This is a genomic window from Paenibacillus sp. KS-LC4 (genome assembly GCF_036894955.1).
Taxonomy (GTDB): domain Bacteria; phylum Bacillota; class Bacilli; order Paenibacillales; family Paenibacillaceae; genus Pristimantibacillus.
Window position 1 is genome coordinate 6,157,074 of sequence record NZ_CP145905.1, and the last position, 19,234, is coordinate 6,176,307.

Consider the following 19,234-nt stretch of genomic DNA (forward strand, 5'->3'; position numbering starts at 1 on the left):
ACGATGCGTTTCTTTATTATTGATGATGACCCGGCCGTACGCTCCATGCTGGAGCAAATGATCGAGGATGAGGATTTAGGAATTGTTGTCGGCGAAGCGGAAGACGGGGCGTATGTCGATCATACTTTGCTCACCCTCAAGCAGGTGGATATCGTGCTGATTGATTTGCTGATGCCCATTCGAGACGGCATAGAAACCGTTCGAGCCATCACAAGCAGCTTCAAGGGAAAAATCATCATGCTATCTCAAGTGGAATCCAAGGATATGATCGGCAAAGCCTATTCCTTCGGAATTGAACACTATATTACCAAGCCCGTCAATCGTTTGGAATTTATATCGGTTATTCGCAAAGTTTCCGAGCTGCTGCGTCTTCATCAATCGCTTCGGGATATTCAAAAATCGCTCAGCTCCCTTGGCATAGGCGGCGCATTAACAGAGCAAGAGGCGGCCTCTCCTGATAAAAGCATCACCACCTGCGGTAACTACGTTTTATCGGACCTTGGTCTAATCGGCGAATCCGGCTGCAAGGATCTACTGGAGATGCTCGACTACTTGTTCCGTTATGATCGCGAGCATCCATTGGAGCAGGGCTTTCCTCCGCTTCAAGAAACGTACCAGCAGCTTGCCCAGAAAAAGCTAGGCCCCGGCGCTTCGGCATCCGACTTGAAGAAAGAGGTCAAAGCCGCCGAGCAGCGGGTTAGGCGGACGGTCAATCAGGCATTGACCCACTTGGCCTCTTTAGGGTTGCTTGATTATGCGAATCCCAAGTTCGAGCAATACGCGAACAAGTTTTTTGATTTGAGCGATATCCGCAAACGAATGAAGGATTTGGAGAGTGAGGAAGCTGATTCAGCCAGCTTGATTAGGCAAAACACCAAAAAATTTATTCAAGTGCTTTATTTTGAAGCTAAAAAGCTAATGAGTCAGCGGTAATAGAGCTGACTCATTCAAAAAAATATCCCCCAATTGGGGGAGAATCGGGGGATATTAACTTCATATCGGGGGAGATATGAGTTTTCATAAAACGACTTGGATTTATTTATCCTGCTTCGCCTTCACTCATGCGAATTGGCTATTCCATACCTTGAATCAATTCCTTAATTGAGCTATTGCTCTCCAAGGCACGGAGGATGATCGTCAAGGCTTCAGCACGAGAGCCGCTAGTATTAGGTTCAAATCGTTGGGCAGATACACCTTGAATCAGTTGGGCAGAGGAGGCCTGTTGAATAACTTCCTTCGCCCAATAATCGTTGTTAATATCCTCAAAGCTGGCTGGGTTGCCTGCTGCCAGCTTGCTAAAATCAAGCAGGCGCGCTAATATTGCCACCATCTCCGCACGGGAGATCGTTTCATCCGGTTTGAAGCTTCCATCAACATATCCCATCACAATACCCTTCGCTGCCAAGGTGTTAATGTAGGTTGATGCCCAGCTTGAGGCTGTATCGTTAAAAGAAATGGACGACTTGCTATCTGTTTCCAGTGCAAAGGCACGGGAAATCATTGCCGCGAACTCCGCTCTCGTCACCGAAGCGTTCGGGTGGAACGTGCCATCCTGATAGCCGTTAACAATACCCAGCTTTACCGCGATAGAGATCGACTTATTTCCCCAATGATTGGAGCTGTCACTAAAAGTGACATTCTCGTCCTTAGCGGCAGCGATTGAGTCGCTGACAGCTTTCATTAGGGCCTCCTCATTAATGACCTCTGAACGGAAAGCATTGACCTTTGGATCAATTGGAGCCGGACTTGGCGTTGGCGGTATAACGACGGGGCTTGATGTTGCTCCGTTCCCACTGCCGCCACTAGTCGAAGTGGATGCTCCCGCCCTCGTTACGGTTACCGTGTAAAGCTTCGTTGTGCCGTCTTGCGCCGTCACAAGGATGCTGATTACATTGCTGCCAACGTTAAGAGCAATCGCTTCGCTGGCTTGACCGCTTGCGGTCGCTGTACCATTCACCGTTATTGTCGCTTGGCTATCGGATACGCTTGCCGTTGCAGTCGTACTGGTTACGCTATTGTCTACACTAACGTTGTACGAAGTAGCTTCGGATGTGAAGACTGGCGATAGTGCGCCGCTTGACAACGCTAATCCGCTCAGATCGGCATTTTCACTGCTTGCGCGATTTACGGACAGCGTATAAGTTTTTGCTGTACCATTTTCTGCTGTTACCTCAATTTGAATCTGATTTAATCCAATGCTCAGATTCGGGGCGTAATAAGAATATACATTGTCCGTTACCGACACATATTGTGCGCCCGTTACCGCAAGAGTTTGATTCGAGTCTCCTTTGCTCAGAGCCAAATGGAGGCTCGTGACGGTATTCGCTACATCAATGTGATAGTCAAATTCCGCTGCTGAAAATGCCGGGGTCAAAGCTCCCTCGTCTGTTGACAGGTTAGACAGCAATGTCTCTGCCGACTCCCATTTCGCATATAGCAGTGTATTTTCAATAATGGTTGTATTGAAATCGAAAGCATGGGTGAAGCTGCTGTCGCTGTACCAGCCTGCGAATGTATAGCCTGCCTTCGTTGGAGAGCTTGGCTCCGTCGCATTGCCATTATCACTCACCGTCTGGCTGCTGACCGACGAGCCTCCGCTGCTGTCGAAGCTAACGGTAAAGGTCAGCGGCGTGTTTACCGTTACCTTCGCGGCTCCGCTTGTGGCTATCGCCGTCTTTGTTCCATTTACGCTATTGTTCGTATTCGTCACAACAACGTAGTAATACGTTGTACCTGCGCTTGCCGTCGGCGCCTCGTACTCGGCGTCCGTCGCATCGTCAATCACCGTACCGCCACTGTTGCTGTTAGTCGTATTGCTGTACCACTGGTAGCTCAGCGTACCTCCATCGCTCACCGAAGCCGTGACGGACAGCGTTGGGCTCGTATCCCCGACGTTCGCCGTCTGATCCGCTGGCTGGCCGTTGATGCTTGGCGCTTCCGCGTTTACCAGCGCATTTACGGATACCGCCGCAGGGCTGCTCGTGGTTGAGGCTGCTTGCACACCGTTCACGCTATTGTTCGTATTCGTCACGACAACGTAGTAATACGTTGTACCTGCGCTTGCCGTCGGCGCCTCGTACTCGGCGTCCGTCGCATCGTCAATAGGCGTACCGCCACTGTTGCTATTAGTCGTATTGCTGTACCACTGGTAGCTCAGCGTACCTCCATCGCTCACCGACGCGCTGACGGATAGCGTTGGACTCGTATCCCCGACGTTCGCCGTCTGATCCGCTGGCTGGCCGCTGATGCTTGGCGCTTCCGCGTTTACCAGCGCATTTACGGTTACCGCCGCAGGGCTGCTCGTGGTTGAGGCTGCTTGCACACCGCTCACGCCATTATTCGTATTCGTCACGACAACGTAGTAATACGTTGTACCTGCGCTTGCCGTCGGCGCCTCGTACTCGGCGTCCGTCGCATCGTCAATCGGCGTACCGCCACTGTTGCTATTAGTCGTATTGCTGTACCACTGGTAGCTCAGCGTACCTCCATCGCTCACCGAAGCCGTGACGGATAGCGTTGGACTCGTATCCCCAACGTTCGCCGTCTGATCCGCTGGCTGGCCGCTGATGCTTGGCGCTTCCGCGTTTACCAGCGCATTTATGGTTACCGCCGCAGGGCTGCTCGTGGCCGTGGCTGCTTGCATACCGTTCACGCCATTGTTCGTATTCGTCACAACGACGTAGTAATACATTGTACCCGCGCTTGCCGTCGGCGCCTCGTACTCGGCGTCCGTCGCATCGGCAATCGGCGTACCGCCACTATTGCTATTAGTCGTATTGCTGTACCACTGGTAGCTCAGCGTACCTCCATCGCTCACCGACGCGCTGACGGATAGCGTTGGACTCGTATCCCCAACGTTCGCTGTCTGAACCGCTGGCTGGCCGCTGATGCTCGGCGCTGCGGCGTTAGTCATTGACGCTGTTTGCCGGATTATCCCTTGCTGACCGGTCACTAGGTAGGTGCCAGCGCCAGATGCCAGACCCCATAACCCCCCTGAGTAACCGATGTTATGACTCGTCCAGTTGATGCCATCGGAAGAGCTAAGCAATTTGCCCGACTGCCCTGCCACAATAAATCGGCCGTTATCATAAATGGCCCGATAATATGCATATGCAGCCGGGAACATCGGATCTGTCCCTGGTATTCTTTGACGCTGCGTCCAGGTGACGCCGTCCGCAGAAGTCAAAATAAGCTCTTCATACCCCGTCGCTACGAATACCCCGTTGCCGTAAGCTGCGCCGTAAAGCTGATTAGTTGTGCCGGAGGTGCTGCTTGTCCAGTTAATCCCGTCCGTCGAAGTGACAATTGTACCCTGATTACCTACGGCCACATACTTTCCATTGCCATAAGTGATGCGATTAAGCGCAGACGAGGTGCTGGAAGCCCGACTCGTCCAGGTTACGCCATCCGTGGAAGTTAGAATGTACCCATTATCCCCTACAACTACGTACAAATTGTTCCCGTATACGGCATCCCGAAGCACGCTAGACGTGCCGGAACTCTGCCCCGTCCACGTAGTACCGTCCGGAGAAGTGAACAAATTGCCCGACCAGCCAACTCCGATAAACAAGCCGCCACCGTAGCTGACGCTCGCCAAGAACGAAAAACCCGGAGGAGAAGTCACGGCGCTCCACGTTACGCCGTCGGTAGAGGTGACGATCTTGTCTCCACCTGCCACGAACACACCATTGCCGTAAGCGACCCCATACATCGTGTCCGTAGAGCCTGATGTTCTCGCCGTCCAGTTGTCCAGCGCAGTAGACGCATACGCGGAATTATACGCGGGCATGAGACCCGCTACTAAGAGCACAGCCAAAACCAGAGATAAGTAACGTTTCATTGCGGTTTCTCCCTTTCTTTATTCAACAGGATTCAATCTCCTGCTAAATCATAGCAATGAGTCTCTTTGCAAAGACTCAACAAACACTCAACAAGAAATGATAAATTTCGTCAAAAAAGAGCGCGTATCCGAATCCCATGTCGATAAAGGGCTTCGTATACGCGCTACTGCTTTCGATTGCCATTGTGATGTGCTAATGAACGTCCATCCATTGTCTGGCTTCCTTCCCGACCTCTACTCCAAACTCGGTTTGAAGCATATGATGCAGCCAATCATATTGCTTCTTCGCCGAGATACGGTCGTCGGCAAGCACATAGACGCGAATCAGCTTCGTATGCAAAGTCTCATTAAACGGATCACATGCAAGCGCCCTTTTTAAAACTGCGGCAGCAGCAGAAAATTCCTGCTCCTGTACGTAATGGTCATGAATTTGCAGCAATAGCCCTACGTATTCGCTTTCCAGGCGGCTCCGTGTCTGCTCAGCCCACGTAAAGGCGCTGTCTTCCAGATAGCCCGTAAGATAGACGTTCGCCAGCTCTTTTTCATAGGCTTTGACCTCCTCGGTCGCAATCGGAATACCGCCTGATACCAATCGACGAAACGCATCGTAATCGCAGTCCAAACGGTTCATCTCCAGCTTGTAATAGCCTTTGACGTAATGGATGCTGCCGTCTAACCCGGCATTCTCCAACTGCTTTCGAAGATAGTGTACCGTCGTGTTTAACTGAGCGACTGCCCGTTTTGCATCAAAATCGCCCCATAAAGCATCTATAATTCGATACTTATCTATCGGTTCTCCCCGATGGTGGATTAAATAAGCCATAAGCTCCTTTGTTTTGGAGGTGCGCCATTTGATTTCATCTTTATCTGCTTGCCCCGTATGCACATGGAATCGGCCAAAGCAGCGTACCTTGATACTCATCGGTGTTTTTATTTGCTCTTGCGACTTGTTCAAAGTCTGAAGCAAGCGATTTGCATAACCCGATAAAATCGAAGAGCCTCGCTCTGAGCGGTGCTCCTGATGCGCTCCCAAATAGGCGGACAGCATCTCCGCCATGATAGGCCCTTCATCCGCGAAGCTGCGAATGAATCCTTCCGGCTCCGCCAAGCGTAAAGCGGTGTCTAGCAGGCTGAGCGCCTTCTGCGTTTGGCCGGCGTGATACAGCGTCACGCTTTGCAGGATAACCATTTTAATGCGATCCCGAAGACGCTCCTCCTTCCAGAACAACCGCTGCAAGGCTTCCGATAAAAATAGGGCTTCGTTCGTGCGCCCGCATGCAGCAAGCACTCTCGCCAATGCCATATACTCAGCTACACCATTAAGCGATAATTCATCCGCAGCAGCTATCCCGCACCGTTCCAACCATTCGAGTGCATAGGGCATGGACCGTTGCCGCACAGCCAAACAAGCCTGCTCTGCTTCGATTTTTCGCAAAAACCGCCCATAATCAGGTGATTCGATACGCAATTTCAGCTCCTCCAGCAGCTCTAGAGCACGTTCCTGATTCCCCAATGCTTGCTGAATTCTCGAAGCGCTAATGTATATTTGCAACAGGCTCCGCGGATTATATTTTTTTCCAATCGGCTTCAACAAATGATCAATATGAACCTCGGCTTCCTCCAAACGGTTCCATTCATAGAGCACCGCACTGTAAGAAGCTTGAAATATGGCGGCAGACGGATGGATTTTACTTTGCCCCCAATGTTGAATCCACTTGATCATAAAAGCAGCGGCCGCATGATAATCGTTAATATAGGACATATGATCATCAAATTCATCGTGACCGTAGTATTTGTTATCCCCCATGGATTCGAATAGGCTGCCTTCTGGCGCGACGCGCTCCGACAGCTCAAAATATTGTGATATCCGATCCAAATCCTTCTGAAAATAACTCGCGCTCGCACACAAAAAGTACATGTTGCCCATTATTTGCTTCCATTCCGAGTCGTCCATGCTCCCTCGCATGGCCTCATAGCGGACTTTCGCCTGTTCTATTTTTCGAGCGGCCGATTCCCACTGCCGAGTACCGATTAAGAAGGATAAATAAAACATTTCGACCATGGGCCTCTTTGAAAGGACGCTTTCTGGCAACTGCAAAACCCATCCGCTTACTTTTTCAGCCTTTTTGTGCAGGAAATCCTGAAGATTTTTTTCAATAATCCGAACAACGTCATCGTACTGACGCCCCTCCAAGTAATGCTCGACTGCCTCCTCCTCAAAGCCATGAGACTCCTGCCACTTCGCCGCATGAACATGGGCTTGCGCCCATAGCTCGGGAGACGTGCGGGTAAACTGCCTCTGCAAAAAATCGGACAGCAATGGGTGATACCGATACCAGTGGCTATGATCGTCCAGCGGGATCGTAAACAAATTCAACTGCTCTAGCTTTTCCAAATACGCCTGACAGCTCGAATGCCCTGTAACGGCTTGGCACAGAGAATCATTCATGCGGCTTAAAATAGATGTCTGGAGCAAAAAAGTGCACAGGTCTTCTGGAAGATCGCGGAATACTTCCTCAAACAGGTAATTGGAGATGTAATGCTGATGACCGCTGAATTGCTTTATGGATTCCGCGATGTTTCCGCTGCTCTTTAGCGTGAGCGCCGCAAGCTGCAATCCGCTGATCCAGCCTTCCGTCTGATCGAACAGCTCTGCAACTTGCTCCCTCGATAGCGACAAATCCGTCGTTTCTCTGAAGAACATTAACCCTTCCTCCAGATGAAACCGCATATCCTTCACTGTAATTCGTCGCATTTCTCCTTTGGCCAGCAGCCTCGCGGTAGGAATGGAGAGCTCGGTACGGCTGGCGATATAGAGATGAATATGAGAAGGCATGTGTTCCAGCATATAAATTAATGACTTCTGAATATCGGGATGCTCAATGAGATGGTAGTCGTCCAGAACAATCACCAGCTCGCTGGATTGCTGATCCAACGCGTTCAGCATGGCCGAGATTACAGGCTCCAAGGACATGGAAGAGGCCAAGGGCCCTTTTTCCAGAAGGGGCTCAATAGTTTGGGCAAAACCCGGAACCTCCTTCTGAATCGAAGCCGTTACACAGCTCCAAAAAGGAATCCATGCATCGTCCTGCTTATCCAACGATACCCAAGCCACTTGTGCACCTATTTGTCTCGCCCATTCGCTTAACGCTGTCGTCTTTCCATAACCAGCCGGAGCGGTGATTAGCGTCAGCTTGGCTCCCAGTCCCTCGTTGAGCCTGCGTATCAGCCTTGGCCGAAGCACTAAAGGGTTTCGTACATGGGGAATATATAGCTTCGTTTGAACAATCAACTGGAAACCCTCCACGATAAATGCTATATCCACTCGATAATTAGGAAGATGGCTTTTATTTAAATTTTGCAACACCCTCTTACACCGACAGTCGATTTCGAATGATTACTATTTCGACAATAACAAACATAATCCTACATGCTTAACGCTATTGCCGCTATCAAAATATTTGGCTGCCCGATTCGCTTTTTTAATAGTGCGGTTCGTCTCATGAAGTTTCAAACATAGCTGGTAAATATTTGCGAAAATGTGATTTACATAATATGCTAAATATGGTACCATCGTTTTGAATACGTTTACATTTATGGATGCGCATGGTTTTAATTAGCGAGTTTGGGTGCTGCTGCGTGTCGGAAGAGGGGAGGCTATTTCGTATTGAAAGGGCTTACAACCAGATAGTAAAAGGAGAGTAGTTTCTAAAAAGTTTAATTAGCTTCTAAAGAAAGTAATAGAACCGAGTGAATCAGGGTCCACTCGAACTAGCAAGGCCAAGAGCAATCACCAATTTATTCAAGGAGGATATTTGAAATGAAGAAAACCTTATCTCGCATTGTTAGTCTAGCTTTGGTCACTGCGTTAATGGTGCCTGCGATGTCTTATGCTGCGTCCCAGACACCAAACCAGAGCAGCGCTGCTGTCACGGCTGCCACCGGACCTATTATCCCGGCTCCACAGGGTTATACCAATTATCGTGCCAATATTCCGCACGGAAACGTACAGCAGATTTCCTATTATTCCTCAACAGTAGGCAAGACGAGAAATGCAATGGTGTATACGCCTCCGGGCTATTCACCTTCGAAAACCTATAATGTCCTATACTTGCTGCACGGTATTGGCGGAGATCAGTATGAATGGCTCAATAATATGAATCCACGGAATATTCTCGACAACCTGTACTCCGAGAACAAGCTGGCTCCGATGATTGTCGTATTCCCGAACGGCCGCGCAATGTGGGATGATCGTCCAATAGGCGATATTTATGCTGCGGACAAGGTTGCTGCTTTCGAAAGATTCCAATTTGATCTGATTAATGATCTCATTCCTTATGTTGACTCCCATTTTCCGGTAAATACAAATCGACTGAATCGCGCAATAGCTGGCTTATCCATGGGAGGCGGACAAACACTGAACTTTGGACTAGCTAATCTAAACAAATTCGCTTGGATTGGCGCGTTCTCATCCGCCCCTAATACGAAGTCGGCATCGCAGCTCATCTCCAATCCAATTCAGGTGGCGAGCCAACTGAAGCTGCTGTGGCTGTCATGCGGCGCATCGGATGGCCTGCTGTGGGTCAGCCAAAATTTCCATAATAGCTTGAACTCTATGAATGTACCGCACATGTGGTATCTGGACGTGGGCGGACATGAGGGGAAAGTTTGGAGCAGCGGACTTTATCAATTCTCGCAACGCATCTTTAAATAAAACAATTGCTACTGCGCTCCCCATACGTGGCATAAGCCCATAGCGCTGTCCTAGGAGCCCTTTAGGAGCCCTTATGTGAAAGCTGGACGAAAACCGTAATGTTTTCCGTCCAGCTTTTTTTGCGTATTCATGCTGATTCGGGCTATTTTTGACCGCATACCTAATTTCGCAAATAGCTTTTGCAATCTGAAAAAGGCGCCCCTTCGGGCACCCTCTGACGCTGATTCCATTATAGCTTGAACTTATCCACGACCGCTTGCAGTTCCACTGCCATACGGGTCAGATGCGACGACGAGGAAGATATATCCTCCATTGAAGCCAGCTGCTGCTGCGTTGCTGCCGATACCGTCTGAGCGCCCGCTGCTGTCGATTGAGAAACATGAGAAATATCTCCAATTGCCTTCACCACTTGCGATGTCCCTGAGGAAATTTGCTCAGCTGTCACGGTAACCTCACGAACCTGACGATCCACCTCGTCAACCGAATGCTCAATATCGGCGAATAGCCTTCCCGCCTGCTGAACGACATTCATGCCTACGCTTACTTCCTTCGTCGTTACACGCATCGAATTTTCCACTTCGCTGATTTCTTCACGAATCGCAACGATTAGAGCAGCGACTCTCTCCGTAGAAGACGTGGATTGCTCGGCTAGCTTCCTTACTTCTCCTGCAACTACGGCGAAGCCGCGACCTTGCTCCCCTGCCCTTGCGGCCTCAATTGCTGCATTTAATGCAAGCAGGTTTGTTTGCTGGGATATAGATGAAATAGCCTCAATAATTTGGCCAATCTCCGCCGAAGTATGCACCAAATGGCTAATGACGTCCGACAATCCGTCGACTGAGCTGTTTATCGAGCTCATTTGCTGCACGGCGCTTTGAACCGCTTGTCCGCCTTCCGTTGATTTCACCGAAACCTGCTCCGTCATTGCTGCTGCCGTATGCGCGCGTTCGACAATTTGCTGTATTTTGCCCGAAACGTCATCAATTGTGCGTGAACTATCGTCAACTAAGCTCACCTGCTCATTTGCACCATCCGCCATTTGCTCAATTGTACCTGCAATATACTCCGTGGCCGATGCGGTTTGACCCGCGCTTGCTGACAGCTGTTCTGACGATGCTGCCAATTGAGTGGCCGAATGACCAACCTCGGATAAAACCGTTCTAAGTGAATCAACCATTAGATTAAAGGTAGCGCCAAGCTCACCGAACTCATCCTTCGACTTAACGTCCACCCTCTGACTTAGGTCTCCCCGACTTATGATTTGGGAGGCATCGGATAGAGCTCGCAAAGGCTTCGTAATGGACCGAACGATGAAGAACATAAGGCATGCCCCGATTAGCGTGAACACCGCAATGACGAGCAGCGTATTATTTAAAATAGGGGCCGCTGTACGTGTAACCTCACTTGGCGAGCGATCGCCTGCTATTTTCCAACCCGTTAATGCATTTGTAATGTAGATCAACCGCCGAATATCTCCTTCAGGAGATTCCTGTTCCATTTGACCTGACTCGTCGGTGAACATCGCCGGGGGTTGATTAGCTGCATCTGTTGTTGCTTCCTCGGATGTATCGGTTGTCATGCTAGCATCTGCGCTGGTTGTCATGCTCGCTGTCATGTTAGCTTCAGCAGCGGTACTATCCGTTCCCTCTGATGCTTCTCCCACGCCCCAAGGAGGAGGAACGATGCCGAAGCCATCGGAGCTGACAATAACTATAAAACCATTTTCTCCGATTTTAACGTCACCGACAGTCTGCTTTAACTCTTCCAAATTAAGCACAACAGCGACTACCGACTGTCCGTTACTCGCGGCTTTCGTTACAGCCACCACCGTATTTCCTGTTTCCGTCGAAGTGTATGGCTCCGTAATTACTGCCTGACCTTTATTTTTCATAGCCTGCGTGTACAGCGTACTTTCCACCGGATTATAATCCGAGGCCAGCTTCAGACTGCTAGGGGCATAAAGGTACTCCCCGCTGCTTTCAATGACGGTGACAGCCTCAGCCTCGGGGTGATTCTGCGCATACACATTCAACTGCTCGCTAGCCGTTTCAGTGGAGAGCTGCTGCGACAATGTATTTACATCAGTAATCTTAGCTTGTATGTATTGATCGACCATCTTGCTAACAAGGGCTATATCAGTTGTAGCCATGCTCTGGAGCTGGTCATCGACCTTGTTTTTGGCCGCAATGTAAGAAGAACCCCCGATTGCTAAGCTAGGCAACAATAGAATAAGCAGAAACGAAATCATTAATTTATTTCGGACTGAGACGAGCTTCATCTTAAACCTGGATTGAAATCGTTTTTTAATGGGTTTCATCTAGATGTCTCCTTCATCTATAACTTTGTTACCACGATTATATTCTATTTCAAATTTTTACATATGAACCTAAACTTAAACTCCGCTGAAGAAACGCTGAAAGGGCAAAACCAAGCAAAAACGACTTCGTCGTCCTTCTAGGTAGAGCGAAGAGCTATGCCTTTGACTTCTAAGCGGATATTAAGGATGCACCTTATTATTTCTTTGAATTTAAAAAAATCGCGTCCTCCAAGTGGAGAACGCGATATGAAGCAGAATAACTTCGTATTTTAATAGGTTCACTAACGCTTTCGAGCGACTACCGCTAAACGGCCGTTTTCGGTCGAGTACTCGCAAGTGGACAGCACAATAAGCTTGTCACCATACTGGGCTGTTACGCCAGTATCATAAAGAGCGAGTTCCTTGATGCTCTGAACATACGAGTCGAACTCGGTGGACGTACTTACATTCTCAATCTGGTAGTATTTAAAAACGTCGTCCGATTTGCGATAAATTTCTGAGACGATAACGGCTACTATTTCATACTCTTCCTTCTCGTAAAGCGTGCTGAACTGAAACGTAGCATGCTCTTTATAAAAGCTTTCGTTCTTGTACTTCATTAAATCCTTAAACATCCAGCCGCTTTTCATGTGATGTCCATGAATCAGCAAAATGTCCGAGCCATTGGCCTGACTATGTGCATCCAAAAAAGGGAGGCCGCCTTTGGTTTCCTTCTTATCGAAATCATGATTGAGATAGTACTCCGCATCCTGTGGCCTCTGCATGACCGGGTACTCAATTCGGGTGCCGTCCATTTTCAGCCAGCCGACAATGTCCGAGTTTCTCTCGTAAAGCTCTCGAAATTCAGGAAGCATGACCGGCTCATTCGCCTTATCAAGCAAAAGAGAGGGGAATACATCCCCTCCTACTTTTTCCGAGCCTTCCTCCCAAACCTTTGTCAGTTCGTCGATTTTCTGCTGCTCAGCATAGTCGCGCAGGAGAGTTCTCGAAATACTAACGAGGGAGAATACGAACACAAGGAAGGAAACGGCGATAAGAATTTTTTTAGCTTTGCTCATTTCTTACCGCCTTTCCGATCACTGGATGTGCTTTTTCCTCTTGTTACCGATTAGACAGAACCCAATTGTCATCAAGGACATCAGTGCCAAAGCCATGTAGAAGCCTGGCGGTAAGCTATCGTCTCCAGTCTTCGGAGCATCGTCCAGCTCGTTGCTGCCATTAGCGGTTCCGCTATTGCCATTTGCTGCTTCGTTGTTACCGCTATTGGTTTCACCGTTTCCGTTGCTGGTTCCAACGTTTCCGTTGTCGGTTCCGCTGTTACCATTGCCTGTTCCAACGTTTCCGTTGTCGGTTCCGCCGTTGCTATTGCCCGTTCCAACGTTTCCGTTGTCGGTTCCGCTGTTGCCATTGCCCGTTCCAACGTTTCCGTTGTCGGTTCCGCTGTTGCCATTGCCCGTTCCAACGTTTCCGTTGTCAGTTCCGCTGTTACCATTTCCCGTTCCAACGTTTCCGCTGTCGGTTCCGCCGTTGCCGTTGCCCGTTCCAACGTTTCCGTTATCGGTTCCGCCGTTGCCGCTGCCACTACCCGAGTTGCCGCCTGAGCCGCCACCGGAACGGATCGGCTTCATTGGCACATCATATTTTACGATGTCGAAATCGACAGAGATCGTACCACTCGTATGTGTCTCGTATCCGTCCTTTGTTACAATTAAATAGTAATCTGCTTCAGGAAACACCATGTACGCATAGAAGCCATTTACATCGCTATCCTGCTCAGGGCTCTTGTTGTCGTGCGGTGGAAAATTTGGAACCGCAGGAAGCGTTACTTTTGTATCCGGAATGCGGCCTTTATCTCTATTGCGCTGTGTATCCGCATAATACAATGTAACCTTGGCTCCATCAATTTTCTTGCCAGTAACGGCATCTCCTGTCGTTTCATCATACACCGTACCGTAAGGGTCGACCAATTCCTCGGAAATATTAAGCTCTCCATTAGCCTTTACGTCCAGTTGCGTTACTTTGAGAAGCAGCTCCTCACCCGTATCAGCTTTATAGCGAACCTCCATTGTGTACTTTTGCTCGCTTAGCCCTTCCACGGAGAAGGTTCCGTTTGAAGCCATTGGAAACGCCTTAGGACGACCGTTCTCCTGAATATAATTTCCGTCCCTGTCCTTCAAATAGATAGACATCTGGCTAGTAAATGAATCACTAAATAGCTCTGTCGCTCCATTCGACTGCTTGAACAGCACGATCCCTACCGCCGTAATATCCGCTGGAACGGTTTCGCCTGTCACATTGCCGTCCACATTTGCTTTTTGCGTGAACGCAACAGGGACATCCGTCCCGCCTACCTGATACCACTTCGTATACGTGATCGTATAGTCGGTATCTGCTGCGGCAGGGATTGAATATTCACCCTTCTCATTCGTCTCCGTCTGAAGCTCCCTGCCGGTCTTCAGATCAATCACCTTAATTGGTGCATTTGGAATGACTTTTCCCGTGTTATTGTCACGCAGTACGCCTTCCAGATAGGGGCGCGTATTGACAAAGTGTGCTTCTGCCACCTGTTTCTCCGGAATGGTGCCTGTGTGAACGAAGCTTTCGGGATCGGTCACATAGCCATCAATCGAGTAATCATCTTGGGTCACCTTATACTGAAGACCAGTTGGGAGTCCTTGCACAATGAACGTCTGGCCATCTGTAAGCTCGAAGGTATCTCCGCTCTTGATTACGCCCTTGTCACCGTCCGACCTCTCGTAGGAGTAGGATTCGCCTGCTCCCTCGCCTGTGAAGGTGACCGTGTACTTGAATGGCATTATTTTATCATTGTCTTTGCCTTTAACCGTGTTGCTAATGAGCAGGCCGCCCTTCAACACTCGCAGGTTTGTGAACGGTGCTGCTTCATCTTGACCTTTCATAACTTCCGTATAATACCGCTCCTCGGGAATAGTCACATATTCTTCAGCTGTGTATTCCTTTTGGGTAATGGTGTATTTCAAACCCTTAGGCAAGTCCAAAATATCCAGCGTCTCTCCATCCATGAGCTTGAAGGTATCACGGGACTTGATCGTACCTGTGCCGCCGCCCGTTTTCAAGTAAGAGTAGCTTCCATTCTTGCCTGCATCCTCAAAAATGACCGTGTACTCGAACTCCTTCGTCTTGTCGCCGCCGTTGCCCATAACCGTATTGCTGATGGTCAGCTTGTTAACGGTTCGCTCATTGATGAAATCCGCCTTGTGGTCGCCTTTATTAACAATTGTGCCAGAAATCTCCCTTGTCTCTGGCGTTGTGATATAACCATCAACGGTCGTATAGTCATCCTCGGTAATGGTATAGACCATATCCGCAGGCAATGCCGGAAGCGTCAGAGATTCCCCATGCTTGAGGGTAATCTTGTCTCCGCTCTTAATCGTACCAAACGTGCTATCCGACTTCTGATAAGCGTACTCCCCATCCTCGCCTTCGCCAGTGAAGATCACGGTGTATTCAAAATCCTTGGAAGGATCGCTCCCGTTTCCTTTCACCTCATTACTAATAGTCAGCTTTCCTTGTGCTGGCGTAGGAACGACCAGCGGGTTATCAGAGGTTACTTTCACACCATCTACCCAGATAGGCTTTCCAGGCGTATTCCCGACGTAAACCTGATAAATTCTTGTAGTTGGCAGCCATGTCGTTGTGTCGATATACGTTTCCTTCAGCTCATAATACCCTGGATCCGGGAATAGTAAATTCAGCTTCCCTGCACTATCGGTTATTCCCTTAGACACCTGAGCTCCGTCACCCTTCTTATAGAGCGTGAACTCTACATCCTTTAACGGATTGTTGCTAGGATCTACCTTTTTCAGAGGCAGAAGAGCATTCGAGCTTGAGCTGCCAGCTACGTCTGAACTGTCCAGCGTGCTTTCACTTTTGGCACTGACAGAAGTGAGACTCTCATCGCCCATTAGCTTAACCTCGTTGCCCATCTTATCGCCAGCATTTGCTTTAGAAGGATCAACCTCGGTTTGGTACACGAATTGGTAAAACTTATTTGGGTCGTCCATTTTGAATAGGAGAACCGTGGTACCATCCGCGCCTGGCGCAGCCTCCAACTGAACCTCAGCATTCGGGTCGCTAAGATCCAGTGCAGCACCGTCCCGTTCCAGAGCACCGCTAGCAGTCAGTTTAGCGGGATAGACTGCCATACTTGGCGCTGTCAGCTCAGGCTTTCCGTCTACTCCATAGCGTAGATTCATACCTGCCCCTAGAGTATCCTGCAAATAAACGCCCTGCTCCATGTTGAATGGCGGGGTATAGTTCACCGTCCATTCCAGCACTCCTGGAAATGGTTTCGTTACCGACTTGCCCAGCGTCTGTATAGGTACAATAACTTTACGCTGTTCGGTGATAACCTTTTCCACTCCGCCCCATGTCATATGCAGGTCGGCTTTGTTATACAGCACCTGCTTGTCTATGCCGTTAGTCGTATATTCCTCTAAATATTTCTCGAGAGCCTCATTTGAGGGTCTTGCCTTTACTAGGATGACATAAGGACTTTCCAGCTTGGAGAAGCTGAAGGTACCTTTATTGCCATTCTGGGAGAAGCTCGCTACGTGAGCAGGGTCGTTTGGCTCGATAATGGACACAGCGTTGTTTCGAACCCCATACCCAGTGCCGCTGGTATTATCCGAGTAGCCCTTATAAAGCTCATAGTCCTTTCCATCTCCAAAAGGAACGAACTCCCAGCCCTCGGGCAAGGTGTCCACCAGCTTCACATTGGTGATGACCCGACTTCCACCGTCTTTCGCCATTTCGACTGTGTTGAAGCCCGGCATATTAATGCCTAAACGGAAGGTCACCGTCTTGGTAACCCGGTCATAGCCGGCCAAGGTGTATGTGTCGCTGCTTGATGAGCTGTCATAACCGATATAGCGTTGAACGTTGTTCGGCGTATACCAGGTGTCGGCCGTCCCATCCACCTTGATAGGATAGGAGGCCGCAAGCATATCCTTGTTCAGCATATGCAGGTGGAGATTGGCGTTGTTTTGCGCTTGCTTTACGGTTGCACCGTCAAAGAGCAAAGCCCGATTCCAGATCGTTTTCCCTGCGTTAATATCCTGTCTGAAAAGGATATCTGGATTGGTCTCAAGTGCACGGAAGCTGAAGGATGCAGCCTCTTCGGTGTATCCGGTCACCTTGATCAAATCAGCCACCACTTTACCGTTAACGGTTAAAGGGATATTTTTCATGGTCAGGCTAGTTGCACTGCTCTTCAATGTTCCTACCTGATATTGCTTCCAAAGCTGCGCAGTATTGATGTTAGCTTTGATTTTCGAGATCGTTTCCGCGCTAACCTCACCCGTTTCATCCACAGCGTTGTCTAAGACGTTAAGGTCTCCGCCATGCACCAGCACATCGTATACCGCAGCATTTGGCAAGGCATACTGTGGCGTTAGGTTAACGGTCCATGTGATGCCTCCCAGGTTATAATCCTCCATCATAATAGCGCCTGTTTTTGTAAACGTGTGCGCCCCAATCGTAACATTGGCCTCGTCAGTCACTGCGTTAGGTCTTGTGCCCGTCATGACATCGTTGTTCTGAATGCCATTTGGAGTATCCAAATTCCAATTGGCACGAGGATCGATTCTAAAGCTGGAACCGCTGCTCACCTTGCTCTTAATTACCAATTCCACTTTACCGTTAATATCCCCAAAGGAATAAACTCCGTTTGAATCTGGTGTAATTGGTGTTTCTTCAGATACGGTACCGTCTACCGTTGTCTGCCATGCAGCCGATTCAAAATCCAGCCCAGCAGGCAGCACATTGGTTATTGCAAAGTCCTTTAACCCTTTTTTATTATATTGGTTAACGGTTACTTTCCATGTAATCATTTCATTTGGATGGTCATAGGAGGCGGTGGCTTGAATCCAGTCGGGCGCTATCCACGTTTCCCGTATTGCGCTGGCTTTTACACTAGCACTCGCATCCCTCAGTTCAACCTGTGGATCAAAACGCTGACCGCCAGATCGACCGGGATCGAGTGCCACACCCCGATACTCTTTATAATAGACATCCTTGTTAAACCACGCTTGATATTCAACCTTTGGATCTACCCCAGTACCCGACGGGAACATGTAGCTCAGTCCGCCATCTGCATCAATGGCTGGCTCTACCGTAGTGCCGTTTACCTTGAAGGAGCCCGGTACATAGACCATGCGGTAATCGGAAGGCTTCGTATAGAACGTCATCCCATCTAGTTGCAGCTTGATGGTTGCATCAAGCACATCAAAAGAGGAAGGAGTAGATTGAATGGTCAGATAACCATCCTGATAGGCTGGTACAGTCACATACCACCAAGTCCAGCTGCCATTCTTTGGCCAGTTGTTTCCTGTTATATTAATGCTGTACGCTGGTGTAACATCTGGATTCTTCAGCACATAGGCTCCCCCGAAAATGGAGATAGGCTTAGTATCGCCGTATTGCATGCCCGTTACATCCGAATTGGCGGTCGTTTCAAAGCCGAAGGTAACCCCTTTTCCGACCCCATTAAAAAACCACTCATCGCCATTAAATACAATCTTGATGCTATTCGGGGTGAAATAGGCGGTGCCCAGCTGTTTCACTCCAAAATCAGTTGTAGCCATTAAGGATTTGGTTGCTGTCGGCAGCACCACTTCTTTAAAGTAGGGATCTCTTTCTAGCTCAATTGAGTCTCCCTTCTGAATGTACTTGGTCGTGTCATCCACATCCGAAGTACTTGCAAAATCCCCCATCACCGGCACCTTGAGACCCTCAGATTTGAGGGTAAATGCCTGTCGGCCCTGAATCGTGCCGCCTGAAGCAATTTCAGCTCCCTGCGTTACCTTCAGTGGAAAGGTTGCATTCTCATCCATGAATACCGCTGTTTTGTCCGTCGCGGCTACTCTCATCACGGTGGGATTGCTAGGCACATCATACACCGCTTCCGTCACTGACTGCGGATCATCCACGCTTGGCGTGCTTTCCGCATATGCAGGGACAGCAAATGCCACAGTCTGCATAATAAGCATAATGGCCAGGTAGAACGAGAGTATCGCTTTTCCTAAGCTGCGTTTACGTTTCAAGACACATTTCTCCTCCATTCCCAAAACTACTAATACACTTTGAACCGAATTTGAACACGTTCTTTCATAGTTTAAAAAGCTAGCCTCTACAATATCTCTACAATGCAAAAAATTCCCTTCTCGTGGCACCTTCCTATTTGGAGTTCTGATTTCATCGAATGAAGATATTTCCTGATATGAGTTTTTCCTTATATATGCGTAGTTTGGGTAGTTTGGGTAGGGGATTTCTTACAGAAGCCTAAAGAAGGAGAGTTGTTGATGAGAGGAAAAACGCCGTTTCT

7 protein-coding genes are annotated in these 19,234 nt (G+C 49.0%); 2 read left to right on the forward strand and 5 right to left on the reverse strand.

Annotation, left to right across the window (positions count from 1 at the left end):
* Positions 1–3 precede the first annotated feature (3 nt).
* The gene (locus V5J77_RS26125; RefSeq protein ID WP_338553706.1) at positions 4–933 is read left to right on the forward strand and encodes a response regulator; all 930 of its coding nucleotides are present in this window, start codon (positions 4–6) and stop codon (positions 931–933) included.
* Between the two features lie 139 nt (positions 934–1,072).
* On the opposite strand, the gene V5J77_RS26130 is transcribed toward V5J77_RS26125, so the two are convergent.
* The gene (locus V5J77_RS26130; RefSeq protein WP_338553707.1) at positions 1,073–4,840 is read right to left on the reverse strand and encodes an S-layer homology domain-containing protein; all 3,768 of its coding nucleotides are present in this window, start codon (positions 4,838–4,840) and stop codon (positions 1,073–1,075) included.
* A 193-nt stretch (positions 4,841–5,033) separates the two neighbouring features.
* Positions 5,034–8,132, reverse strand: coding sequence for a BTAD domain-containing putative transcriptional regulator (locus tag V5J77_RS26135; RefSeq protein WP_338553708.1), 3,099 nt, complete (start codon positions 8,130–8,132; stop codon positions 5,034–5,036).
* A 528-nt stretch (positions 8,133–8,660) separates the two neighbouring features.
* Here V5J77_RS26135 and V5J77_RS26140 point away from each other — a divergent pair.
* Complete coding sequence (locus V5J77_RS26140) at positions 8,661–9,554, forward strand: alpha/beta hydrolase-fold protein (protein ID WP_338553709.1); 894 nt, start codon at positions 8,661–8,663, stop codon at positions 9,552–9,554.
* A 229-nt stretch (positions 9,555–9,783) separates the two neighbouring features.
* On the opposite strand, the gene V5J77_RS26145 is transcribed toward V5J77_RS26140, so the two are convergent.
* The 3 genes from V5J77_RS26145 to V5J77_RS26155 all read right to left on the reverse strand — a co-directional run bounded on the left by V5J77_RS26145 (position 9,784) and on the right by V5J77_RS26155 (position 18,953).
* Positions 9,784–11,871: a methyl-accepting chemotaxis protein gene (locus V5J77_RS26145; protein WP_338553710.1), complete on the reverse strand. Its 2,088-nt coding sequence runs from the start codon at positions 11,869–11,871 to the stop codon at positions 9,784–9,786.
* A gap of 281 nt (positions 11,872–12,152) precedes the next feature.
* Positions 12,153–12,929, reverse strand: coding sequence for a class B sortase (gene srtB, locus V5J77_RS26150; protein WP_338553711.1), 777 nt, complete (start codon positions 12,927–12,929; stop codon positions 12,153–12,155).
* A gap of 18 nt (positions 12,930–12,947) precedes the next feature.
* On the reverse strand, positions 12,948–18,953 hold the full coding sequence (locus V5J77_RS26155) for a SpaA isopeptide-forming pilin-related protein (RefSeq protein ID WP_338553712.1): 6,006 nt from the start codon (positions 18,951–18,953) through the stop codon (positions 12,948–12,950).
* Positions 18,954–19,234: the final 281 nt, after the last annotated feature.